The 23284-nt window shown below is 70.7% G+C and carries 21 protein-coding genes; 11 read left to right on the top strand and 10 right to left on the bottom strand.

Going from position 1 to position 23284, the window contains the following annotated elements; genetic code table 11:
• Positions 1–35 precede the first annotated feature (35 nt).
• On the top strand, positions 36–710 hold the full coding sequence (locus QRY02_RS27030) for a fasciclin domain-containing protein (protein ID WP_285985650.1): 675 nt from the start codon (positions 36–38) through the stop codon (positions 708–710).
• Between the two features lies 1 nt (position 711).
• On the opposite strand, the gene QRY02_RS27025 is transcribed toward QRY02_RS27030, so the two are convergent.
• Both QRY02_RS27025 and QRY02_RS27020 read right to left on the bottom strand, forming a co-directional pair.
• Positions 712–1704 carry an LLM class flavin-dependent oxidoreductase gene (locus tag QRY02_RS27025; protein ID WP_285985649.1) on the bottom strand — a complete coding sequence of 331 codons (993 nt, stop codon included), beginning with the start codon at positions 1702–1704 and terminating at the stop codon, positions 712–714.
• A gap of 45 nt (positions 1705–1749) precedes the next feature.
• Positions 1750–2409: a TetR/AcrR family transcriptional regulator C-terminal domain-containing protein gene (locus QRY02_RS27020; RefSeq protein ID WP_285985648.1), complete on the bottom strand. Its 660-nt coding sequence runs from the start codon at positions 2407–2409 to the stop codon at positions 1750–1752.
• Positions 2410–2500: 91 nt separating this feature from the next.
• Between QRY02_RS27020 and QRY02_RS27015 the strand changes: the two genes are divergently transcribed.
• The gene (locus QRY02_RS27015; protein ID WP_285985647.1) at positions 2501–3490 is read left to right on the top strand and encodes an NAD(P)-dependent alcohol dehydrogenase; all 990 of its coding nucleotides are present in this window, start codon (positions 2501–2503) and stop codon (positions 3488–3490) included.
• Here QRY02_RS27015 and bdeA read toward each other — a convergent pair.
• Together bdeA and QRY02_RS27005 are read right to left on the bottom strand one after the other, a co-directional pair.
• Positions 3487–4416 carry a bis(hydroxyethyl) terephthalate hydrolase gene (gene bdeA / locus QRY02_RS27010; RefSeq protein ID WP_285985646.1) on the bottom strand — a complete coding sequence of 310 codons (930 nt, stop codon included), beginning with the start codon at positions 4414–4416 and terminating at the stop codon, positions 3487–3489. The two genes, QRY02_RS27015 and bdeA, sit on opposite strands and share 4 nt — an antisense overlap.
• 198 nt (positions 4417–4614) lie before the next feature.
• Entirely contained in the window at positions 4615–5214 is a 600-nt protein-coding gene (locus QRY02_RS27005; RefSeq protein ID WP_285985645.1) for a QsdR family transcriptional regulator, read from the bottom strand.
• 108 nt (positions 5215–5322) lie between these two features.
• On the opposite strand from QRY02_RS27005, the gene QRY02_RS27000 reads away from it, so the two are divergent.
• The gene (locus tag QRY02_RS27000; RefSeq protein WP_285993925.1) at positions 5323–5949 is read left to right on the top strand and encodes a DsbA family oxidoreductase; all 627 of its coding nucleotides are present in this window, start codon (positions 5323–5325) and stop codon (positions 5947–5949) included.
• Here the strand turns inward: QRY02_RS27000 and QRY02_RS26995 are convergent.
• Positions 5924–6109: a hypothetical protein gene (locus QRY02_RS26995; protein ID WP_013229246.1), complete on the bottom strand. Its 186-nt coding sequence runs from the start codon at positions 6107–6109 to the stop codon at positions 5924–5926. The two genes, QRY02_RS27000 and QRY02_RS26995, sit on opposite strands and share 26 nt — an antisense overlap.
• Before the next feature lie 614 nt (positions 6110–6723).
• Complete coding sequence (locus QRY02_RS26990) at positions 6724–7779, bottom strand: LacI family DNA-binding transcriptional regulator (RefSeq protein WP_285985644.1); 1056 nt, start codon at positions 7777–7779, stop codon at positions 6724–6726.
• A 111-nt stretch (positions 7780–7890) separates the two neighbouring features.
• Between QRY02_RS26990 and QRY02_RS26985 the strand changes: the two genes are divergently transcribed.
• Genes QRY02_RS26985 through QRY02_RS26960 form a run of 6 tightly spaced genes read left to right on the top strand, consistent with a single transcriptional unit; the run spans position 7891 to position 16371 of the window.
• The gene (locus QRY02_RS26985; protein ID WP_285985643.1) at positions 7891–8817 is read left to right on the top strand and encodes a carbohydrate ABC transporter permease; all 927 of its coding nucleotides are present in this window, start codon (positions 7891–7893) and stop codon (positions 8815–8817) included.
• A gap of 1 nt (position 8818) precedes the next feature.
• On the top strand, positions 8819–9682 hold the full coding sequence (locus QRY02_RS26980; protein ID WP_285985642.1) for a carbohydrate ABC transporter permease: 864 nt from the start codon (positions 8819–8821) through the stop codon (positions 9680–9682).
• Positions 9683–9718: 36 nt separating this feature from the next.
• Complete coding sequence (locus QRY02_RS26975) at positions 9719–11062, top strand: ABC transporter substrate-binding protein (RefSeq protein WP_285985641.1); 1344 nt, start codon at positions 9719–9721, stop codon at positions 11060–11062.
• The gene (gene arfA, locus QRY02_RS26970; RefSeq protein ID WP_285985640.1) at positions 11059–12603 is read left to right on the top strand and encodes an arabinosylfuranosidase ArfA; all 1545 of its coding nucleotides are present in this window, start codon (positions 11059–11061) and stop codon (positions 12601–12603) included. The genes QRY02_RS26975 and arfA overlap by 4 nt, the downstream gene beginning before the upstream one ends.
• On the top strand, positions 12596–14350 hold the full coding sequence (locus QRY02_RS26965) for a glycoside hydrolase family 35 protein (protein WP_285985639.1): 1755 nt from the start codon (positions 12596–12598) through the stop codon (positions 14348–14350). Before arfA ends, QRY02_RS26965 begins: the two co-directional genes overlap by 8 nt.
• 35 nt (positions 14351–14385) lie before the next feature.
• Positions 14386–16371: an RICIN domain-containing protein gene (locus QRY02_RS26960; RefSeq protein WP_285985638.1), complete on the top strand. Its 1986-nt coding sequence runs from the start codon at positions 14386–14388 to the stop codon at positions 16369–16371.
• A gap of 54 nt (positions 16372–16425) precedes the next feature.
• Here the strand turns inward: QRY02_RS26960 and QRY02_RS26955 are convergent, their stop codons facing one another.
• Positions 16426–16761 (bottom strand): DUF3140 domain-containing protein, encoded by a 336-nt coding sequence (locus tag QRY02_RS26955; RefSeq protein ID WP_285985637.1) that lies wholly within the window; start codon positions 16759–16761, stop codon positions 16426–16428.
• A gap of 175 nt (positions 16762–16936) precedes the next feature.
• On the opposite strand from QRY02_RS26955, the gene QRY02_RS26950 reads away from it, so the two are divergent.
• Positions 16937–17662 carry an ANTAR domain-containing response regulator gene (locus tag QRY02_RS26950; RefSeq protein ID WP_285993924.1) on the top strand — a complete coding sequence of 242 codons (726 nt, stop codon included), beginning with the start codon at positions 16937–16939 and terminating at the stop codon, positions 17660–17662.
• Here QRY02_RS26950 and QRY02_RS26945 read toward each other — a convergent pair.
• From QRY02_RS26945 to QRY02_RS26935, 3 genes are all read right to left on the bottom strand, one after another.
• Complete coding sequence (locus QRY02_RS26945) at positions 17616–18170, bottom strand: hypothetical protein (RefSeq protein ID WP_285985636.1); 555 nt, start codon at positions 18168–18170, stop codon at positions 17616–17618. The genes QRY02_RS26950 and QRY02_RS26945 overlap by 47 nt on opposite strands.
• Before the next feature lie 75 nt (positions 18171–18245).
• Positions 18246–18668 (bottom strand): hypothetical protein, encoded by a 423-nt coding sequence (locus QRY02_RS26940; protein ID WP_285985635.1) that lies wholly within the window; start codon positions 18666–18668, stop codon positions 18246–18248.
• Positions 18665–19888 carry a hypothetical protein gene (locus tag QRY02_RS26935; protein WP_285985634.1) on the bottom strand — a complete coding sequence of 408 codons (1224 nt, stop codon included), beginning with the start codon at positions 19886–19888 and terminating at the stop codon, positions 18665–18667. The genes QRY02_RS26940 and QRY02_RS26935 overlap by 4 nt, the downstream gene beginning before the upstream one ends.
• Before the next feature lie 219 nt (positions 19889–20107).
• On the opposite strand from QRY02_RS26935, the gene QRY02_RS26930 reads away from it, so the two are divergent.
• Positions 20108–23137: an AfsR/SARP family transcriptional regulator gene (locus tag QRY02_RS26930; RefSeq protein WP_285985633.1), complete on the top strand. Its 3030-nt coding sequence runs from the start codon at positions 20108–20110 to the stop codon at positions 23135–23137.
• Positions 23138–23284: the final 147 nt, after the last annotated feature.

Raw genomic sequence — 23284 nt, 5'->3', positions numbered from 1 at the left:
GAAGTAATTCTCAGCCGCTAATTGGAGTGATTTTCGTGACCAAGCTTCGTGTCGCCGGAATCGGCGTCGCCGCCGTTGCCGCGCTTTCGCTGACCGCGTGCAGCGGTAGCGACACCGCTTCGTCGGGCAGTTCCAGCAGCTCGATGGCGCCGTCGTCCTCGGTGCCCGCGCCGTCGTCCAGCATGGCCTCCGGTGCCGGCAACGGCGTGACCACCAACGCCGATGTCTTCGGCCCGGCGTGTTCGCAGCTGCCGCAGGGGTCGGCGCCCGGTTCGCTGGACTCGATGGGCCCGCAGCCGGTCGCCTCGGCCGCGTCGACGAACCCGCTGCTGACCAAGCTGGTGGCGGCCGTCAAGGCCACCAACCTGGTCGACACGCTCAACAGCCAGGAGGCCATCACGGTCTTCGCGCCGGCCGACCCGGCGTTCGCCGCGCTGGGTGACGCCAAGTTCAACGAGCTCGCCGGCAAGCCCGCCGAGCTGTCGCCGATTCTGCAGTACCACGTCGTCGGCAAGCGTTACGACGCCAAGGGTCTCGCCACCGCGGGTTCGGTCGACACGCTCAACACCGCCGGTGGCCCGGTGAAGATCGAGGGCTCCGGCGACACCATGACGATCAACGGCGCGAAGGTCCTGTGCGGCAACATCCCGACGAAGAACGCCACGGTCTTCGTGATCGACAAGGTGCTGACGCCGGGCACCAACCAGTAGATCAGCGCCCGAGCAGGGGGCCGAGGCGTTCCGCGATGTCGGTGAGGATCTGCACGTAGTCTTCGTGTTCGAAGGTGAACGGCAGGGCGAAAGCCACCTCGTCGATCTCGCGGAACGCCTGGTGCGCGTGCAGCCGCTCGGCGATTTCCGCGGACGTGCCGACGAAATCGGGGGAGAACAGCATCCGCGCGGGTCCCTGTGGTTCCGCGGTGCGGGGCAGGCGCTCTTCGGCGTAGGCCTCGTACTTCGCCCGCTGTTGTGGCGTCGCACTGTCGGTCGGGATGACGACCAGGCCCTGCGAGATGCGGCCGGCGGGGTGGTGCTCGCGGAACGTCCGGATGTGCGAGAGCTGGATCTCGGCGAAGTCGGTGCTTTCGCCTTCGGCCTTGACCACACTGCTGGTCAGGAAATTCATCCGGTGCTTGCCGGCCCACTCGGCCGAGCGCAGGCTCGCGCCGCCGTACCAGAGGCGGTCGCCGAGCCCGGGCGACTGCGGCTGAACGCGGTCGGAGAAGACCTCGAACCCGGCGGTGCCGCTGAACTCCGTCGCCGGTTCGCCGCGCACGAAGTCCAGCAGTCGTTGCACCCGCTCGTAGGAGAAGTCCTCGGCGCCGGCGGTGTCGGGGTAGAGGGCGTGCTTGACCTCGTCCCAGCGCATCGGCGGGCCGACGCTGAGGCCCGGGTTGAGCCGCCCGCCGGAGAGCAGGTCGACGGTGGCGAGGTCCTCGGCCAGCCGCAGCGGGTTCTCCCAGCCGAGCGGGATCACGGCGGTGCCGAGCTCGATCCGGCTGGTCCGCTGCGACGCGGCGGCCAGCACGGCGACCGGCGACGAGATGCCGTACTGCAGGTGCCGGTGGCGCACCCAGGCGCTGTCGAACCCGAGCCGTTCGCCCAGCTCGATGATCTCCAGCGTCGACTCGTGGCCCCGGCGCGGGTCGGCCGCGTCGAACAGGCCGATGGTCAGGAAGCCGAGCTTCCGCAGAGGTCGTGACACGGTGCCGATTCTGCCCCCGCGCACGCCGGAGTCCCACCTGGTGGACTACTGCTCCCGCAGCCGGTCGAGGCCGTCGAGGATGAGGTCCAGGCCGAACTCGAACTCCGCCTGGTCGTCGCACCAGCCCAGGGTCGAATCCGGGTCGTCGTGGGCGACTTCGGCCAGCATCCCGGCCAGGTTCGGCAGCTGCGCGGCGAGTTCGGCGGGTACCTCGGCCGACGCCCCGGCGTTCGGGTCGAACAGCTCCTGGCTGAACCCCAGCGCGCGGCTGCCCAGTGCGTGCAGCGCGTGGTGGATCCGGTCGTGGGAGAACCCGCCCTCGCGCATCAGCCCGACCAGGCTGTCGTAGTGCTTCAGCACCGCGACGCTCGTCGACGAGCGCGTGCCGAACAGTTCCGGGGCCCAGCGGTGGCGCAGGAAGACCTGCCGCGCGGCGAGGATGCGCCGCCGGGCCGTCTGCTTCCAGTCCGGGCCGGGTTCCACGCGGGCCACCACGTCGTTGATCTCCTCGGCGACCACCTCGACGATCCCGTCGAGCACGTCTTCCTTCTTGGACACGTGGTAGTAGAGCGACATCGCCTCGGCGCCGAGGTCCTCGGCGAGCCGGCGCATCGTCACCGCGCGCAGGCCGTGCTCGTCGGCGAGCGCGACGGCCGCCCGCAGCACGCGTTCCCGGCTCAGCGGGGTCCGGGCTTCGGTGGTCACGGCCAAGATCGTACAACGTAAGACGTCCTTGACCACGGGTCCGGATCGCAGCTACCTTACAACGTACGACTTACAACGTAAGGGAGTGGCCATGAAGGCCCTGGTGCAGCGCGCGTACGGTCCGCCGGACACCTTGACCTGGGAAAACGTACCGGACCCGGTGCCCGGCGAAGGTGAGGTGCTGGTCCGGGTGTGCGCGACCTCGGTCAACCCGTACGACTGGCACTTCCTGAGAGGCGAGCCGTACGTGGCCCGCCTGATGGCCGGGGGGTTCGGCCTGCGCCGTCCACCGGTGGGCGTCCTCGGGTGTGACCTGGCCGGCCGGGTCGAGACCGCGGGGACCAGGTTCGCGCCCGGCGACGACGTCTACGCGCTCCTGCCGCGGGGCGCGCACGCCGAGTACGTCCGCGTCCGCGAGGACCTGCTGGCGCCGATGCCGGCGAACCTCACGTACGAACAGGCGGCGGCGATGCCGATGGCCGGCGTCACCGCGCTGCTGGCCCTGCGAGGTACCGGCGCCGGCCAGCGGGTGCTGGTCAACGGTGCTTCCGGCGGCGTCGGCACTTTCGCCGTCCAGCTGGCGAAGGCGCTCGGTGCCGAGGTCGGCGCCGTGTGCGGCGCGGCCGACGCCGAAGTGGTGCGCTCGCTGGGCGCGGACCACGTCTTCGACTACCGGGCGGAGGACTTCACCCGCAGCGGCCGCCGCTACGACGTCCTGCTGGACATCGCCGGCAGCCGGTCGCTGTTCGCCTGCCGGCGGGTGCTCGCGCGCAACGGCACGTTCGTCGCCGTGGGCGGTCCGGCGGGGCGGTGGGTGCAGCCCGCGGGGCACGTCTTCGCCGCCCTGGCTTCCGGGCCGCTGACGAGGAGACGTGTCGTACTGGCGGATACCGTGGCCTGCCAGGAGAAGGCGACGCTCCTCGGCGAGCTGGCCGGCATGGTGGAGCGCGGTGCGGTCACGCCGGTGATCGACCGGAGCTACCCGTTCGACGACTTGCCCGCCGCGTTCGCCCGCTCCGAAGCCGGGCACGCCAAGGGCAAGGTCGTCGCCACCCTCGGCGTGCCCGGCGGAGCCGCCTAGCCGTTGTGCGGGCAGTTGCCGCGGTAGTCCGAAATGGACAGGCTGGTGCTCGGGATCGGGCAGAGGAACTGTTCGTAGCGGGTGTCGTTGTCGATGAACCGCTTGAGCCACGACAGCGTGTACTTCGCGATCGTCGTGTTCGGCGAGTTCGGGGCGAAGTGGCTGGCGCCCCGCAGCTCCAGGTACGCGCGGTCCAGAGTGGACGGAAGGCTGGTGTAGAACGGGATCGAGTGCGACGCCACCGGCGCGACGGTGTCCGACTGCGCCCCGACGACGAGCGTCGGCACCCGCAGCGTCGACCAGTTCTTCGTCAGGTTCCAGCCGGTCAGCGGCACCGCGGCCTGCAGTGACGGCCGCGAGCGCGCCGCTTCGAGGGTGCCGCCGCCACCCATGGAGTGCCCGACGACGCCGAGCCGGCTGCTGTCGATGCGCGACCGCACCGAGCTCTGCTGCGTCAGGTAGTCCAGTGAGGCCAGCAGCTGCCTGCCGCGGCTGTCGGGCTGGTCGCTGGTGGTCAGGGTGTCGATGGTGAACACGACGAAGCCCTGCGACGCCAGACGCGGGCCCAGCCAGGCGATGCTCGACTGCGTCGCGGTGAAGCCGGGCGCGATGGAGAGGGCGCCGAACGTGCCGGCGGTCGTGGTCGTCGGGTAGTAGATGGTGCCGCCGCCGAAGCCGGAGACGGCCAGCCGCGACACCGTCACGGTGCTCGTCGCGAACGAGCCGCGGGTGGCCTCGATGCTGGCGGTGGTGGGGTCGGGACCCCGCTCGTAGGGGTTCGCGGCGGCGGGCGCCGGCGCGGCGACCCCGGTGGTCAGCGCCAGGGCGGCCAGCACCACGCCGGCGGCCTTGGCGCGCCACCCACGGCGGCGGGAAATTTTCTCACTCGAGCCGGACGGCGTCGGCGGGCTGGTGAGTGCGGACATGGATCGCTCTCTTTCCCCGGGCAGGCGAAAGCACGCCCGGACACAGACGGGCGGATCGGCAGAACTGGTGCACGGCAACGAAAAGGGGTGCCGCGGGTGGGGTGCGGGGTAACCGCTTTCCCGTCGCCTATGAAACACCTTGGCGAAATGTTCCACATCCTCCGAATGGGGGAGTGGTCTGACGAACTGTGCGGTCGCTCAGGGAACTCGGACCGGCTCCAGGGCCCCGCGCACGAGGGTGTCCACCAGCGTCGTCGCGACGGTCAGGTCCACCGACCGGGCGGCCAGGACGTCGGAGTAGAGGAACGACTCGCCGAGCCGGACGACCGCGAACGCCAGGTCCGGCAGCCCGACCAGCGGAGCCAGCCCGGCGGCGTCGGCGTCGGCCCGGAACAGCTCGACGTGCGCGTCGACGAGCCCGGGCTGGACGGCGCCGCGCGGGTCGGTCAGCACGCGCAGGGCGACCGCCGACTCCGCCTCGATCAGCTTGCGCATGCCGTCGCTGCCGGCGACCTCGCGGCGGTACTCCTCCATGACCCACAGGCAGCGCAGCCGGCCTTCCGGCGTGCGGGCCGCGTCGCCGTGCCGGGCGCGCCAGCCGTCGAGCGCCCGCTGCCAGGTCCGGTCGGACAGCAGCCGCAGCCCCGCGCCCATGAGGTCGTCGCGGTTGCCGACGCGCCGGAAGAACGTGGTGCGCGAAATCCCGAGCTCGGCCGCCATCCGGCCGAGGTCGAGGCGGGTCCCGGCCATCAGCAGCCGGGCCGCGTGCCGGACGATGTCGTCGGTCGAGACGGTCACCGGCTTACCCTAGCTTCGGCGTCCCGGATATCACTCTCCGCAGGTGGCCACCGGTTACCTTGAAGTGCGCGGCGGCCCTTCGGTTAGCGTGGTTTCGTGCGCGTAGACATCTGGTCCGATCTGGTCTGTCCCTGGTGTTATCTCGGCAAACGCCGCTTCGAGCGGGCGGTGGCCGAAGTCGGCGTCGACGTCGAAGTGGTGCACCACTCGTTCCAGCTCGACCCGTCGTTCCCCCGCGGCACTTCCCGGCCGACCCGCGAGGTGCTGGCCGAGAAGTACGGCCGGACACTGGAAGAAGCGGACGCGATGGAAGCCCAGATGGAGGAGCGCGCGGCCGCCGACGGTCTCGAGTACCACCTCGACGGCGTCCACATGGGCAACACGGTCGACGGCCACCGCCTGGTCCACCTCGCGGCGGAACGCGGGATGGCCGACGCCGTCGTCGACCGGTTCTACCGAGCGCACTTCACCGAGCGTCGCTCGCTGTTCGACCACGATTCCCTGGTGGAGCTGGCGGCCGAAGCGGGCTTGGACGCCGACGAAGCGCGAGCCGTGCTCGAGTCCGACGCGTACGAAGCGGAAGTGGCGGCGGACGGCGAGCAGGCCCGCGCACTCGGCGCGTCCGGCGTGCCGTTCTTCGTGATCGACGAGCGGTTCGGCGTGGCCGGAGCCCAGTCGCCGGAGGTGTTCGCGCAGGTGCTGAGGCGAGTCAGCGACGGCGCCGACGCCGGGTGAACCGCGACCGGTCGGTGGCGACCCCGGCCAGGTGCAGGGCGACGCACAGCAGCCCGGCGGTGGTGAGCGTCCCGGTGGTGATCACCGGGCCCAGCCCGAACCCGGCCAGCTCCATGAGCAGGGCGAGCCCGAAGAGCACGGCGGCGAGAATGGCGAGCATGACGGCCTCTTTCCACGGCGGTGCGGCCAAATGGTCCACACCACTGCGACGTTCGCGGGACCGGGGGTTCCGGTCCGGTGGCCGGTAATGCCCGCGCTCTGGCCGCCTGAAACGACCTTTCGTGCGCGTCCCGTCGCCGGCCCGCTCCCGCACTCGCCTCGCCTGCCGCCCCGCTTCGCGCAGCCGGCCGCCTCGCTCGCCCACTCGCGCGGTCCCGGCGCGGATTCCCGCGCCGTACTCAGGCGGCCGGTTCGCGTTTTGCCCGTCGGCTTGCGTACTTGAAGGGTTGGTTCGCGCACCTATCCGGTCGCCTCGCCCGGCCTCGCGCGTATTCTCGCCGCCTTCCTCGAGCGGTCGGCACGCGTACCTGCCCAGTCGGCCTTGCCTCGGGAGGGCCATCACTCGTGATTGGAAGGTCGACTCGCGTGATTGGAGGGTCGGCACGTGTGATCGGAGGGTCGACACGTGATTGGAGGGTCGACTCGCGTGATTGGAGGGTCGACACGCTGATACCCGCTCAGCACCCGTGATGCCCGCTCGATCACCGGCATGAGCCCGGCCCGCGGGGGCGCCCCCCGTTTTCCACTCTACCGGCGGGCACCGACAGTTTCGGGTCAAGCGCGAGGTGGGGCGGTGCTCGAGCGGATGACCAGCTCCGTCGGCAGCAGGACCGGTTCGCCGGCTTCGGTGCCGGTCTCGATTTCGGCCAGGAGGGCCTCCACCGCGTGGCGGCCCACCGCCTCGAAGGACTGGCGGATCGTGGTCAACGGGGGCCAGAAGTGGGCTGACTCCTCCATGTCGTCGAAGCCGACCACGCTCACTTCGGACGGCACCCCGCGGCCGGTTTCGTGCAGCGCGCGCAGCAGGCCCAGTGCCATCTGGTCGTTCGCCGCGAACACCGCCGTCACCGCCGGGTCCGCCGCCAGGCGCAAACCCGCCTGGTAGCCCGACTCCGGTGACCAGTCGCCGACCAGGACCGGCGGTACCGGGCGGCTCGCCCGCTCCAACGTGGCCTGCCACGACCTCCGGCGGCGCTCGGCCGAATACGACTGCGGCGGGCCCGCGATGTGCCAGACCGTCGAGTGGCCCAGATCGAGCAGGTGGCTGGTCGCCCTCGCGGCTCCGTCGGCCTGGTCGTTGTCCACCACCGGGTAGTCGTAGCGGGCGCTGGAATCGATCACCACCACCGGGAGCCCGTGCGGCAGTTCGATCTCGCTTTGGTCGAGCTGGTGCTGCTCGATGAGGATGATGACGCCGTCGACGGCCTGCTCGTTCAACGTGCTGAACGCCCCCGTCACCTCGCCCTGCGTCGGGCGCGTCACCGGCATCAAGATGATCGAGAACCCCTCCGGGACGACCGCCGCCGCGATGGCGTCGAGCGTGCGGCTGTTGCCGAACGTCGGGAGCGCCGAAATGATCACGCCGATGCTGCGGAACTGGCCGTTGCGCAGGGCGCGCGCCGCGCTGTTCGGCCGGTAGCCGATCCGGCGCATCGCGTCCAGGACCCGTTCGCGCGTGGCATCGTCCACATTGGTCTTCCCGTTCGCGACGCGCGAGACAGTCTGGCCCGACACGCCCGCCTCGCGGGCCACGTCCGCCATCGACGGCCCCCGGCGCCGGGCGGCGTGGCCGGATGCGGACGAGGTCGCTGTCTGGCGCGGCACGGTCACTCCTTGGTGTCCTGGACATGTTTACGTCAACACGTTACTCTGCGGCCGTCCATGTTGACGTAAACATCACGCCGGGTCCAGTGCCCGGCCGCATGACCACTCGGAGAGACGATGACGTCCACAGCGGCTCCGCCCGCCCCGGTGCCGGCGCGCCGGGCGCCCGCGGCCCGCCGGCCGCGGCGGAAATGGCGGGGCTGGCTCTTCGTCGCCCCCTTCATGCTGGTGTTCGCGCTGACCTTCATCGCGCCGGTCGTGTACGCGTTCGTGCTCAGCCTCTACCGCGACCAGGCCTTCTTCGGTGGCACCGTGTTCGTCGGCGCCGACAACTACCTCCAGGTCTTCGGCGACCCGAAGTTCTGGGAGGCCTTCCGGCGGGTGCTGCTGTTCCTCGCCGTGCAGGTGCCGATCATGCTGGTGCTCGCGCTGATCGCGGCGCTGGCCATCGACAGCGCCCGGCTGCACGCCGCCGGGTTCTTCCGGATCGTGATCTTCCTGCCGTACGCGGTCCCCGCCGTGGTCGCCGCGCTGATGTGGGGCTTCATCTACGGTGACCACTTCGGACTCGCGGCCGACCTGAACCACCTGCTCGGCACCGCGATAGCGCCGTTGTCGCCGAGCTGGCTGCTCACCTCGATCGGCAACATCGTCACGTGGGAGTTCGTGGGCTACAACATGCTCATCTTCTACTCCGCGCTGAAGGTGATCCCCAAGGAGCTGTTCGAGGCGGCCGCGATCGACGGCGCCGGGACGTTCCGCACGATCGTGTCCGTCAAGCTCCCCGCGATCCGGGGCGCCATCGTGGTCGCGACGATCTTCTCGATCATCGGCAGCTTCCAGCTGTTCAACGAGCCGAACATCATGCGCAACCTGGTGCCGAACACGATCGGCACCTTCTACACGCCGAACATGTACGCCTACAACCTTTCCTTCAACGGGCAGCAGTACAACTACTCCGCCACCGTCGCGATCGTGATGGGCGTGATCACCGCGGTCATCGCCTACGTCGTGCAGCTGCGCGGCTCCCGGAAGGAGATGTGACGTGGCCACGTTCTCGGTGACCAACCCCCGCAAGTCGCGTGTCCTCACCGGCTTCATGGCGCTCTACCTGCTCTACACCCTGGTTCCCCTGGTGTGGCTGGTGATCAACGCGAGCAAGACCCAGCCGGCGCTGTTCTCGACGTCGGGACTGTCCTTCGGCGGCCCGTTCGCGCTGTTCGACAACATCGGCCAGACGTTCACCTACAACGGCGGGATCTTCTTCCGCTGGCTCGGGAACACCCTGCTGTACGTGGTGGTCGGGGCCGGCGGCGCGACGATCCTCGCCACCGCGGCGGGATACGGGCTGGCCAAGTACCGCTTCCCCGGCCGCCGCTCGGTGTTCGCCGTCGTCCTCGGGGCCGTGGCCGTGCCGCCGACCGCGCTGGCCGTGCCGACGTTCCTGATGTTCAGCAAGCTCGGGCTGACCAACACGCCGTGGGCGGTCCTCATCCCGTCGCTGATCAGCCCGTTCGGCCTGTACCTGATCTGGGTCTACGCCGCCGACGCCATCCCGGACGAGCTGCTGGAAGCGGCGCGGATCGACGGTGCCGGCGAGATCCGGATCTTCCTCACCGTGACCTTGCGCCAGCTGGTCCCCGGGATCATCACCGTCGCGCTGTTCACGATGGTGCAGACGTGGAACAACTACTTCCTGCCGCTGATCATGCTCAGCGAGCCGAAGTGGTACCCGCTGACCGTCGGGCTCAACCAGTGGAGCGCCCAGGCCAACGGCGCCGGCGCCCAGCCGATCTTCAACCTGGTCCTCACCGGGTCGTTGCTCACCATCATCCCCCTAGTCGTCGCTTTCCTGCTCATGCAACGGTTCTGGCAGTCCGGGCTGAGCGCCGGCAGCGTCAAGCAGTAAGAAATCCGCCATCACACCGCCGTGAAGGGACATTCGATGTCAAGATTCCGCACCCGCGCCAAGGCGGCCGCCGTCGTGGCGCTGGCCGCCGCGCTGGCGGTCGGCTGCTCGTCCGGGGGCTCGTCCTCCGCGCCCGCCGCTGCCACCGGCACCCAGGATTCCGTCGACGCCGCGCTGAAGGCCGGCGGCGAGATCACGTACTGGAGCTGGACCCCCTCGGCCAAGGACCAGGTGGCCGCGTTCCAGAAGGAATACCCGAACGTCAAGGTCAACTACGTCAACGCGGGCACCAACAAGGAGGAGTACACCAAGCTCCAGAACGCGATCAAGGCCGGCTCGGGTGCCCCTGACGTCGCCCAGATCGAGTACTACGCCCTCCCGCAGTTCGCGCTGACCGATTCACTGGCCGACCTCAACCAGTTCGGTTTCGGGTCGTTCGAGAAGGACTACAGCGCCTCGACGTGGGCGCAGGTCAAGAACGGCAACGGGATCTACGGCCTGCCGCAGGACTCCGGCCCGATGGCCCTGTTCTACAACAAGGAAGTCTTCGACAAGAACGGCATCACCGTCCCGAAGACGTGGGACGAGTACATCGCCGCGGCGAAGAAGCTGCACGCCGCCGACCCCACCAAGTACATGACCTCGGACACCGGTGACCCCGGGGCCGTGCTGAGCATGATCTGGCAGGCCGGTGGGCACCCGTTCACCGTCGACGGCCGGAACGTGAAGGTCAACCTCGCCGACGCGGGCACCAAGAAGTGGACCGCGATGTGGGACCAGATGATCCAGGGCAAGCTGCTCGCCCCGGTCAAGGAGTGGTCCGACGACTGGTTCCGCGCTCTCGGCGACGGCACCATCTCGTCCCTGGTCACCGGCGCCTGGATGCCGGGCAACTTCATCTCTTCGGTGCCCGGTGCCAGCGGGAAGTGGGCCGTGGCACCGATGCCGACCTACGACGGCCAGAAGGCGGTCACCGCGGAGAACGGCGGCAGCGCCCAGTCGGTCGTCAAGCAGAGCAAGAACCCGGCCCTGGCCGCGGGTTTCGTGCGCTGGCTCAACCACGCCGGCGGCGTTCAGCCGTTCATCAAGAGCGGCGGCTTCCCGTCCACCACGGCCGACCTGACCTCGCCCGCGTTCGTCGACGAGGCGGTGCCGTACTTCGGCGGCCAGAAGATCAACCAGGTGCTGACCCAGGCGTCGAAGGACGTCGCGCCGGGCTGGACCTACCTGCCGTACCAGACCTACGCCAACAGCGTCTTCAGCGACACCGCCGGCAAGGCCTACCTGAACGCCACCCCGCTCGACGCCGGGCTGGCAGCCTGGCAGCAGGCCATCGTCGACTACGGCAACCAGCAGGGCTTCACGGTCAGCGCGGGATGACCGTCGACATCGAAGGTGACGCGGGCCAGGTCATCGGCCCGGTCCCGCGTCGCCTCTTCGGCTCGTTCGTCGAGCACATGGGCCGGTCGGTCTACACCGGGCTGTACGAGCCGGGCCACTCCACAGCCGACGAGCGCGGGTTCCGCGGCGACGTGCTGGAGCTGGTCCGGGAACTCGGGCCGACCGTGCTCCGCTACCCCGGTGGCAACTTCGTCTCCGGCTACCGCTGGGAAGACGGCGTCGGACCGGCCGAAACCCGGCCGGTCCGGCTGGATCCGGCGTGGCACAGCGTGGAATCCAACCGCTTCGGCCTGCACGAATTCGTCGCGTGGGCCGAAGCCGCGGGTGCCGAGGTGATGTACGCCGTCAACCTCGGCACCCGCGGCATCCAGGAAGCGGCCGACGTCCTGGAGTACTGCAACCACGCCGGTGGCACGGAACTGAGCGAGCGGCGGCGCGCGAACGGCGCCGACCGCCCGTTCGGGTTCAAGCTGTGGTGCCTGGGCAACGAGATGGACGGCCCGTGGCAGATCGGCCACAAGACGGCCGACGAGTACGGCCGCCTGGCCGCCGAGACCGCCCGGCTGATGCGGATGATCGACCCCGGTGTCGAGCTGGTCGTCGCGGGCAGCTCGCACGCCGACATGCCGACGTTCGGCTCGTGGGAGCGCACGGTGCTGCGCCACACCGCCGAGCTGGTCGACCACATCTCGCTGCACGCCTACTACCAGGAGCTGCACGGCGACACCGACAGCTACCTGGCCAGCGCGGCTGCGCTGGACCGCTACATCGCCACGACGGCCGGGGTGATCGACGAAACCCTCGCGGAGCTGGGGCTCGACAAGAAGATCGGGATCAGCGTCGACGAGTGGAACGTCTGGGACCTGCGCCGCTGGAACGAGGTCGACCAGGCGGAGCTCGCCGCGGGCGGCTGGCGGCAGCACCCGCGGATCATCGAGGACACCTACACCGTCACCGACGCGGTCGTCGTCGGCTCGCTGCTGAGTTCCCTGCTGCGCAACGTCGACCGCGTGACCATGGCGAACCAGGCCCAGCTGGTGAACGTCATCGCACCGATCCGCTCCGAGCCCGGCGGCCCGGCGTGGCGGCAGACGACGTTCCACCCGTTCCGGCAGGTCGCCGCGCTGGCCGGTGGGGAGAGCCTCCGCCTGGCCGTCGAAGGCGAGCGGCTCCGGACCGCGCAGCACGGCGAAGTCGACCTCGTCGACGCCGCCGCGACGATCGAGGAGTCCGGGCGCGGGGCGGTGTTCCTCACCAACCGCGCGACGGCGTCGCCGACCGAAGTCCGGATCCGCCTGCGCGGCGCCCGGTTCGGCGTCTACGCCGCCGAAACCCTGACCACACCGGACGGCGAGACCCGCCACACCGTGAACACCGCCGACGCACAACCGGTCCGGCCGGTGCCGCTACCCGGCACGGTCGCGACGTCCGATCCCGGGGGGACCACCATCACCGTGACACTGCCACCGCTGTCCTGGACCGTGCTCCAGCTGACCCCGCAGGCGGCCCCGAATGCCTGAGTTCGCCATCGGGGAGCACGACTTCCTGCTCGACGGCCGTCCGTTCCGCATCCTTTCGGGGGCCCTGCACTACTTCCGGGTGCACCCGGACCTGTGGGCCGACCGGATCGACAAGGCCCGGCGGATGGGGCTCAACACCATCGAGACGTACGTGGCGTGGAACGCGCACGCCCCCGAACCCGGCACGTTCGACCTGACGGGCGGCCTCGACCTCGACCGCTTCCTGCGGCTCGTCGCCGACGCCGGGATGTACGCGATCGTGCGGCCCGGCCCGTACATCTGCGCCGAGTGGGACAACGGCGGGCTGCCGGCGTGGCTGTTCCGCGACCCGACGGTCGGGGTGCGCCGGTACGAGCCGAAGTACCTGGACGCGGTGCGCGAGTACCTGACGAAGGTCTACGAGGTCGTCGTCCCGCACCAGATCGACCGCGGCGGACCGGTGCTGCTGGTCCAGGTGGAGAACGAATACGGCGCGTTCGGCGACGACAAGCGCTACCTGAAAGCGCTTGCCGAGCACACGCGCGAGTCCGGCGTCACCGTGCCACTGACCACAGTGGACCAGCCGACGCCGGAGATGCTGGAAGCGGGCAGCCTCGACGGGCTGCACCGCACCGCGTCGTTCGGGTCCGGCGCCGAGGCGCGGCTGGCGATCCTGCGCGCGCACCAGCCGACCGGGCCGCTGATGTGCAGCGAGTTCTGGAACGGCTGGTTCGACCACTGGGGCGCGCACCACCACACGACGTCGGCCGCGGATTCGGCGGCGGAGCTCGACGCGCTGCTCGCCGCGGGTGCCTCGGTCAACCTGTACATGTTCCACGGCGGCACCAACTTCGGCCTCACCAACGGCGCCAACGACAAGGGCGTCTACCAGCCGCTGATCACCTCCTACGACTACGACGCGCCGCTGGACGAAGCCGGCGACCCGACGCCGAAGTACCACGCCTTCCGCGACGTGATCGCCCGCTACCACAAGGTGCCCGACACCGTCCCGCCGCCGGCTCGGCCTGCGCCGACGCCTGCTGGCGTGCTGCGGGACCCCGTCCGGCTGCTCGACGCCCCGGACCGCTGGGGCACCTGGGAGTTCCACGAGGACCTGCCGGCGTTCGACGAGCTGACGCCGATGCCGCAGCTCGCGCTGCTGCGCACGGCCGTCGAGGGCGACCGGCCCGGGGTGCTCACCTTCGGCGAGGTCCGCGACCGCGCCACGGTGTTCTTCGACGGCGACCTCGTCGGGACGCTCAGCCGGGACCACCACGAGCGCGCGATCCCGCTGCCGCGCGCCCGCGGCGAGCTGCTGGTGCTGGTCGAAGACCAGGGCCGCGTCGACTACGGCCCCCGCATCGGCGAGGCGAAGGGCATCATCGGCGGGGCGTCGCTGCGCGGCGAGCCGCTGACCGGCTGGGACGTGCTGCCGCTCGACCTGGCCGCGCTGCCTTCGCTGCGTCCTGCGTCGCCGGAGTCCGTGGCGAGCCCGGTGGCCGGGCCGGTGGTGCTGCGCACCGAGATCGACCTCGACGAGCCCGCCGACCTCTTCCTCGACACCGGGGAGTGGGGCAAGGGCGTGGCGTGGCTCAACGGGTTCGCGCTCGGCCGCTACTGGCGGCGCGGGCCGCAACGGACGTTGTACGTGCCGCGCCCGGTGGTCCGGGCCGGTGCCAACGAACTCGTCGTGCTCGAACTCGGCACGATGCTCGACCCCGCGGCCCGGTTCGTGCCGCGGCCGCTGCTCGGCCACACCGAGGCCTAGAAGAGTCCCCACCGCACCGAAGGGCAGATTCGACGATGAACCTGCGGCGTTTGCTCACCGTCCTTTGTGTACCGATTGTCGCGACCGGTCTGGCCGCGGCGCCGGCGGAAGCGGCCACCGCCGTCACCGTCAAGCCGGACCCCACCTACCGGCAGCAGCCGTTCGACGGCTGGGGCGCCAGCTTGGCGTGGATGGCCGAGGCGACCGGCGGCTACCCCGACGCCGTCCGGAACAAGCTCGCGGACCTGGTCTTCGGCCCCGACGGGCTGAACCTGAACATCGCCCGGTTCAACGTCGGCGGCGGCAACGCCCCCGACGTCCCGTCGTACCTGCGTGCGGGCGCCGCGGTGCCGGGCTGGTGGAAGGCGCCGGCCGGCACCACCCGCGCCGACAAGGACTGGTGGACACCGGGCAACCCGGCCGAGTTCGACCCGAAGGCCGACCCGAACCAGCGCTGGTGGCTGGACAAGATCAAGAACCGCGTCACGAAGTGGGAGGCGTTCAGCAACTCGCCGCCGTACTTCCAGACCGTGTCCGGGTACGTCTCGGGCGGCTTCAACGCCACCGACGAGCAGCTTCGCTCCGACAAGATCGGCGACTTCACCGCGTACCTGACGCAGGTGGTGCGCACCCTCGAACGCGCGCACGGCATCAAGTTCGCGTCGGTGAACCCGCTGAACGAGCCGAACACGAACTACTGGAAGACCACGCTCGGCGCCGACGGCAACCCGACCGGCGGGCGGCAGGAAGGCGCGCACATCGGGCCGTCGGTCCAGTCGCAGCTGATCCCGGCGATGGCCGGGGCCCTCAAGGCGGCCGGTTCGCGGGCGATCGTCTCCGCGCCCGACGAGACCAACCCGGACATCTTCGCCGCGGACTGGGCCGGCTGGTCGGCCGACGCCCGCGCCGCGGCGGGCCGGCTCAACGTGCACACCTACGGCACCGGCAACCGGCCCGTCCCGCGCGACCTGGCCAAGGGCGCGGACAAGCCGTTGTGGATGAGCGAGGTCGGCGGCAGCTGGCTGGACCGCCAGGACTTCACGGACATGGACCCCGGCCTCGGCATGGCCAAGCAGATCACCGACGACCTGCGGCTGCTCGAGCCGAGCGCGTGGGTCAGCTGGCAGCCGATCGAGGACTACAACAACATGAAGCCGGGCGGGGAGTCCGCGGCCGGGATGAACTGGGGCGAGATCCAGGTCCCGTTCGACTGCCCGAAGAACGCCACGCTGCAGACCTGCCAGATCAAGACGAACACGAAGTTCAACACCATGCGCAACTTCACCCACTACATCCGGCCGGGTGACCGGCTGGTCGGGGTGAACGACACCGCGTCGACGGCCGCGATGCGCGGCGAGGACCTGGCGACGGTCGTGCACACCAACGCGGGTACCGACGCCCAGGACGTCACGCTGGACCTGTCCGGCTTCCGGAACGTCCGTCCGGGTGCGTCGGTGACGCCGGTCGTCACCGACGTCACCGGGGCGCTGAAGCGGGGCAAGCCGGTGCGGGTGACCGCGGGCAAGGCGACGCTGCGGGTGCCGGCGCGTTCGGTGACGAGCTTCCTCGTCGACGGCGTCTCCTCGACGGCGCCCGGCACGGGCCTCGGCTCGGGCAAGCCGGTCACCTTCACCGGCGTGCAGAGCGGCAAGTCCCTCTCGGCGGAGAACGGCTCGCTGGTGCAGCGCACGACGGACGCTTCGGCAGCGGCGCAGCGCTGGACGCTCACCGACCGCACGGGCCGCTACGGCAGCCGCGACCGGTTCACCATCACCAACGCGGGCACGGGCCAGGTGCTCAGCACGTCCGGCGGCGCGGTGACGCTGGCCGCGGCGGGCACGTGCGACCCGGCGGCGCAGTGGACGCTGTCCACGACCGGTGACGGCACCTGGACGTTCGTCAACGCGGCGAGCGGCCAGCTGCTCGACGTCACGAGCGAGTCCCGCGAGGACGGCGCCCGGATCGGCCTGTACAAGCCGACCAACGGGTCCAACCAGCGCTGGCAGGCCAGCACCCGCTGACCGGGGAACCACTGAAGGCCACCACCGCTTCGCCGGTGGTGGCCTTCAGTGCGGTCAGGCGGGTTTGAGCGGGTCGTGGTCGAGCGACATCAGGCGGTGGCGCCAGTGGGCCTCGCCGGCGGTGGGTTCCAGGTCGTCGCGGCGCTCGGAGTGCACCCGGTCGACCACCTTCCGCATCACGTCCGCGTCGCGGCCGTCCACGTCGGACCGCCGCTTGCGCAGGACGCCCAGGACCTGGTGGCCCGTCGGCGGGCCCGCCTCGTCGGGGAGCGGCTCGGTCTCCGGGCCCGCGTCGCGCGTGCGGAGCCAGTCCTCCAGCTCGCGCGAGGTCATGTTCACCACCCGGTGGAACTCCGCCCACAGCTCGTCGTCAACAGCCGGATTGTCCATCTTCTGCGGCTACCCGGCGCGGCCGACGTCAAACCGGGGGCCCGTGGCCGGTAGAATTCGTGCGGACCCGTTGAAACGCCAGCGGTGGTCTCTGTTGACGCTGCTGGCGAGCTCGATCCCGTGCTCGCCGCTTGACGCATGGGAGGGGTGGGCCTTGCCGACCACTGGCGACGGCATGGCGGAGCGGGTCGACGAGCTGAACGCCGTGCTGGCCGATCTCGTCGGGGTCCTCGAATCGATGTCCGACACGCCGGGGCTGCTCGAGGCGGTCTGCGGCGAAGCGGTCCGGGTGGTCCCGGACGCGGACCTGGCCAGCATCCTGGTCGTCCGCGACGGCGTGACCCAGACCGCGGCCTTCACGGACGAGCGAGCCCGGCGCATCGACGACGTCCAGTACGCCGCGGGCGACGGGCCCGGCCTGCTCGCGGCGCTGACGGGTGAAGTCGTGCGGGTGGCGGTCGCGGAGACGGGCGATCAGTGGCCCGAATTCGTGGCGGCGGCCAAGGAACTCGGCGTGGGCAGCTACCTGGCGGTCCCGCTGCGGGTGGACGACACCCTGGTGGGCGCGATCACGCTGTTCGGCTTCGAGACCCACGGCTACCACGAGTTCGACACGAAGGTGTTGCGGCTGTTCACGTTGTGCGTGGAGACGGTGTTGCGGCTGACCCGCCGCTACCGGGAGGCCAGAAGACTCGCGGACGAGCTGCGCAACGCGATGGAGACGCGCGCGGTGATCGAGCAGGCCAAGGGCATGCTGATGCTGATCCACCGGGTCACCGAGGACGCGGCGATGCACCGCCTGATCGTGGAGTCCCAGCACACGAACATCAAGCTGCGGGACGTGGCGGCCCGCTTCACGAAGAGGATGAGCTCGGCGGACGGGGGCACGGCCCGGCACTGAACAGCGTCCCCGGGCTGCTCTGCGCCGGTGTCGCCGCGGTGGCGTCCGCCACGGCGACCGCGGTCGCCGTGAGCACGGCCTTCCCGAGCCGCTCGTCCAGTCCGGCGAGCAGCGGCGTGGTGCGCAGGGCGGTCCCGGCGACCAGCACCGCGTCGGCGTCCTCGTGGTCGGCCGATACGGCGTGCACCGTCGTCACGCCCGCCTCGGCGAGGAAGGCGACGAACAGGGCGGTGAGCGTCCGCGCCTGGTCGCGGGCACCGTCGAGGCCGTGGGTGAAGCTGCAGCTGGAACACGCCCAGCTGACGACGTCGGGGGTGGCCGAGAATCTGTCGGTAGCCTCGGTGAGACGGGCGGGAGTCCCGAGTTCACGCACGGCGGCCGCCCGGTCCGCCGCGTCGAGCTCGTCGGCCCGGCCGACGTCCGCACCCCCTCGACTTCGGCGAGGTCGAGGCCTGGCGCGGGTCGAGCCGACGGCACAGGGCGGCGAAGTCGTCTTCGCCGCAGTCACCGGTCGGGTACAACAGGCCGATACGCATGACCTGGGTTACCTGTGGGGAGCCAGTGCAGCAGGGGCGCCGCCGGCCTACGACACGGATCTGCACCTGGCCGCCGGGTTCGCCGCGGCGAACAGCAGGAACGAGCCCGCGCGTCTCCAGCCGAGGCGGCACTCCATGCCGGTGATGACCGCGAGCGAGCCCAGCGGCCGTCCGGTGGCCAGCCACACGCAGGCGGCGACCGCGACTGGTTCGGCGGCCCCGTGACCGACGAGGGTGGTCTCGCCGCGGCGGTCGCCGAGCAGCAGCCCGGTCGAGCGGATCGGGATGGCGGCCAGGGTGAGCCCGGGAAGCCGGTCGAAGAGCCCGGCCACTGCGACTCGTCCTTCGGCTTCGCAGTGATGGGCCGGCGCGATAACCGCGTCGGCGAGGGTGGCCCGGTCGCCGGCAGTGCCGGTGACCACCGTGCCTTCGCGGTGGCCGCAGGTGTAGTGCCACGTCGTGAGTGTCATGCCGGCACCGGATTCGGCAGTGGCACCGGGGCGACCGGCACGGCGTGCGCCGGTTCGGGAATGCCCAGCAGCCGGTACAAGGTGCGGCGCAGGATGGGGCCGGCCTCGCCGGGCCGGGACGTCAAGAGGCGGTGGATGACGCCGGGCAGACGAGCGGCGTCACGGGCCGCGGCGGCTGCGCGCAGCTGGGGAACCAGCGGCCGGCCGGGCCGCCAGCGGGGCGCGTGCCGGGCGAGGACCTCGGCCGGGGTGCCGCTCAGGAGCGGCTGGCCGGGGTTGTCGTCGAGAAGGATCGAAGCGCCGGTGGCCGCGCCGTAGCCGGTAACGGATCCGTAGTCGCCGAGCACGTGGTCGGCGGCGACCAAAGCGGCACGCCATCCTTCTTCGGGCGGCACGAGGACGAGTCCGGCACGGAGGGGCGCCGCGAGCCAGGAGCGGACCTGCCGGGTCCCGTGGTGGGCCCAGATCGCGGGGTGCAGCGCACCGACGACCCGGTAGCCCTCCCGCGGGAGGGTGGCCAGGACGCGGTCGAACAGATCAGGGTGACGGCCGAACGCCGACCGGGGTGACCAGGTCGAGGTGACCACGACGACCTGCTGGTCGCCGGTGGCGCCGAGCGCGTGCCGGTACCAGTCGCGGTAAGGCAGGCTGGCGGTGATGCGGTCGAGGGCGATGTCGCCCGCGACGACCGCGGTGGGGAGCGCTTGCGGGCAGGCTCGGGCGAGGAGGTCGCGCTCGTCGTCGTGGACCAGGACGATCGCGTCGGCGCGGACCCGGCCTTCGCACATCAGCTGGCCGGCGCCGAGACCGAGCTGGGGGTCGTACGGCCGGGTGGTGGCGGGAGGGCGCCAGGGCCGGTACTGCCCGAGGCCGCCACCGTGCGGAACCAGCAGTGCCGGCGCGGTCAGGTCGTCGAGGCCGCGGGTGCTGCCGGCGAGGACGAGGTCGACATCGCTGCGGCGGGCTTGGGCCCACGACAGCACCGGGCCGCCCTGTGCGCGCAGGAAGTCGTGCGTGGCCTGCCAGTTTTCGCCGGCGTCGGGATCGGTGAACACGACCTGCACGCGATGGTCGGCTTCGAGCAGGGGGAGCAGGTCCAGCAGACGCGTGCCGGCGACCACGTGCGGCACGAGCACCAGGACGGATTTCGTTCCGCACCGGGTGGCCCAGTGGGCATCGGCGCGCTCGATGGGGCTGCGTACCCAGGTGGCGGCGGCCATCGCGGTCCTCCTCGTGGTTGTCCAGTTGTTGTCACGAAGGTGGAGGACGGTGCTCACAAAAGGCTTTCGGCCTGCAGTTTCGTTGGTTGACAATCGATCAACAATCGCCATTACCGGGCTGGTGAACCGGCGCTGACGTGGTCTTTTGCGGGCAACAATGGAAAAATACCGGCGGTGGGGCGGTCGGCTGGTGGCCGAAGCCGTGGAGGAGGGGGTCGCATGGAAATCGCGCTCGGAATTCTCGGGCAAACGGCCATGCTGCTGCACGGGAAAGTGGATGTGAAGTGGGCTCACCCGCGTTCGAGGCAGGTGCTCGCCGCCTTGCTGACGTCCCCGAACCAGCGGTTCCCGGTCGACGCGGTCGTGGACTGGGTGTGGGCGGAGCACGAGAACGCGCCGCGAGGTGCGCTGGCTACCCTGCACCAGAACGCCGTGCACCTCCGGCAAGCGCTGCAGAAGAGCGGAATCCCGGCTCGTGTCGGCGTCGGGAAGAACGGCTGCGTGGTGGAAATCGACGAAGCGCTGGTCGATCACCGCCAGTTCGCCCGGGGAATGGCGCGGGCGCGCGAGCTGCGTGATCGCGGCGACCACCGTCGCGCGCAGATCGAGGCGCAGGCGGCGGTGCGGCTGTGGCGGGACGATCCGCTCGCCGACTTGCCGACGCAGCGGGCGGACGACTGGCGTGCGCAGTGGACGCGCGGCCACTGGCTGCCCGCCAATGCTTTCCTGGTCGCCGAGCTGCTCGCCGTCGGTCATGGCGACGTGGCGCTCAGCAGGCTGCTGGAGCTCGAACACGCGCATCCGCTGGAACTCGGCCTGGCGAAACTGCGCTTGCGCGCGCTGGCCGCGACGGACCGCCCGGACGAGGTGACCGAGTTCTACTTCGCCAAGCGCCGCCAGTACCTCGACATCGGCGAACTGCGTGCCGCGGACGAGCTGCGGGCGGTGCACGACGAGGTGATCTTCGGCGACGGTGGTTTTCCCCGCCAGGTGGTGCGGATTCGCGCCGTGGACGTCGAGGAGCCGGCCGGCCGGCCGGTCTGGCACGTGCCTCCGGACTGCGACGGAATCGAAGGACGGGCCGAGCTGCTGGCAGAACTCGACGCGTTCACCTCCGATTCGAGCGGCGCCTCGCGGCGAGGCGTGGTCGTGGTGACCGGTGGGCCGGGCGTGGGCAAGTCCACGGCGGTCGTGCGGTGGGTGCACCGGGCCCGGCGCCGGTTTCCGCACGGAGCCGCCCTGCTCGACCTGCGAGGGGATGGTCAAGCGACCTCCGCGAGCAGCGGCGAGGTCGTGGACACGTTGTTGTCATTGCTGGATTTCCCGGTCGACCAAGTGGTGAGTCCCGTGGGGAGAGCGGCGAAGCTCTCGGCGCTCTTGCAGCGGCGGCCGATGCTGGTGGTCCTGGACAACGTCGACAGCCGTGAGCAGATCGCCCCGCTGCTCGGCGTGCTCGACGCCTGTACGGTTCTGGTGGTTTCGCGGTGGCGGCTGCCTTCGCTGGCCGCGACGGTTTCCCCGCCGGTGGTGACCGTGCCGCCGCTGACCGATCAGGACGCGACTGCGCTGCTCGACCGCCGGATCGGCCGGCGGGCCCGAGAAGATCGCGACGGCGTGGCCGAACTGGTGCGGGTTTGCCAGGGGAATCCGCTGGCGCTCACGTTGGTGGCCGACCGCGCCGCGGCGCGGACCGGCCTGCTCTTGTCGACCCTAGCCGGCCAGCTGCGGGACGCGGACATGCTGCTGGATCTCGGGTACGAGGGAGATGCCCTCCAGCGAAGCCTGCGTGCGGCGTTCACGGCGTCCTACCGAGTGCTGGGGCCGGGTGAGCGACGCGCGTTCGCGGTGATCGGGGCGCACCCGGGAGCGGAAGTGACGACCGAGGCGGTGGCAGCCGGGGACGGGCGCCCACTGCCTGCCGTGCGCCGTTCGCTCGACGTCCTGGTGGCGGCGCACCTGCTCGAGCACCCGAGCGATCTGGATCGCTACCGCGTCCACGACCTTTTGCACGCCTACGCCGCTTCGGTCGCCGAGCAATTGGCCGATGTGGCGGCAGTGCGGCGCCGGCTGTTCGATTTCCACCTGCAGATGGCCTATGAGGCGCATCGTCTGGTTTTCCCGTACAAACCGCCGCCGCAGCTGCCGGCGACCCGGACGCGGCCGGGGGCCGGTTTCGGCAGCGCGGCACTGGCCCGGCAGTGGGTGGTCCGGGAAAAGAACGTACTGCTGGAAATCGCCGCTGCCGGTGGCGGCGAAAGCGCTTACCTGCCCGCGTTGTTCGCCGAGCTGATCACGGAAATGGGTTTCTACGCCGACGCTATCAGCTGCCTCACCGCGGCGATCCGCAGTGTCGAAGAGGTGCTCGCCGAAGGTGGTGACTCCGCGCCGCAGCTGCGTCAGGTTCTCGGGTCACACCTGAACGACCTCGCGGTCGTGTTGATGCACATGGGCGAGGAGCCTCGGGCGGAACACCACCTCCGGCGGGCATTGGCGCTCGCCGAAGCCGACGGGTTTCCGCTGGGCCGGATCGTTTCGACGCTGAACCTGGCCCGGTGGCACCTGAGGGTCGGCCGGGCGCCGGAGGCCGCGGTGCTGTGCCGGTTGGCGCTGCAGCTGGCCGATGAGCTGAACGAGCCGTCGTTGTGTGCCGCCGCAGCCCATCGGCTGGCGAACGCGCTGGTCGCGGCCGGCGGGTTCGAGCAGGAGGCGCTGGACCTCTACGCCGAGGCGCTGGAACACCTGTGGCAATCCGGCGACCGGACGGCACGGTTGCAGATCCACACCGCGCTGGGCGCGCTGCTCACCGACCTGGGGCGCCTGAACGAGGCTGATGAGCAGTGCCGGCAAGCTGCGGAGCTGATCCCGGCGTGCCTGAACCTGCCGGCGGTGATGAAGCTGAACACCGTACTGGCCCGATTGCGGCACCAGCAGGGCAATGCCCGGGCGGCGTTGTGGTACGCGCACCGCGCGGTCGAGCTGGCCGACCGGACCCGCCACGCCACCGGCCAGGCCAGGGCGTTGTCGACGCTGGCGGTGATCCTGCGCGACCACGGGAACCGGGAAGACGCACGAGCGTTGTGGATGCAGGCGGCGGACCTCTACCGGGGGCGGGCACGGACCAGGCGTGCGGCGGAGATCGAGGGGCTGCTCGCCGAGCTGGATGCCTCGGAGCCAGTCATCCCGGCGGCCCGCGAGGGTGAGCGGGACACCGTGGCGATGCTGCCACCGCGGTTGCGGCGAAACCGTTAGACCTCACCCGATACGGCATTTCCCTTCTCGTGACCGGCGCGGATCCGCTACAGAAGACGGGCGAAATCGTTGGCACAGCGCGTCTTTCGGTGCATGCTCGTCCACCGTGGCTGACACTTCAGCCGTCCGCGCCAGCTGATCGTTGGC

The organism is Amycolatopsis sp. DG1A-15b (assembly GCF_030285645.1).
Lineage (GTDB): Bacteria > Actinomycetota > Actinomycetes > Mycobacteriales > Pseudonocardiaceae > Amycolatopsis.
Note: the sequence above shows the minus strand (reverse complement) of the source record. Positions and strands in the feature narration are given on the sequence as shown.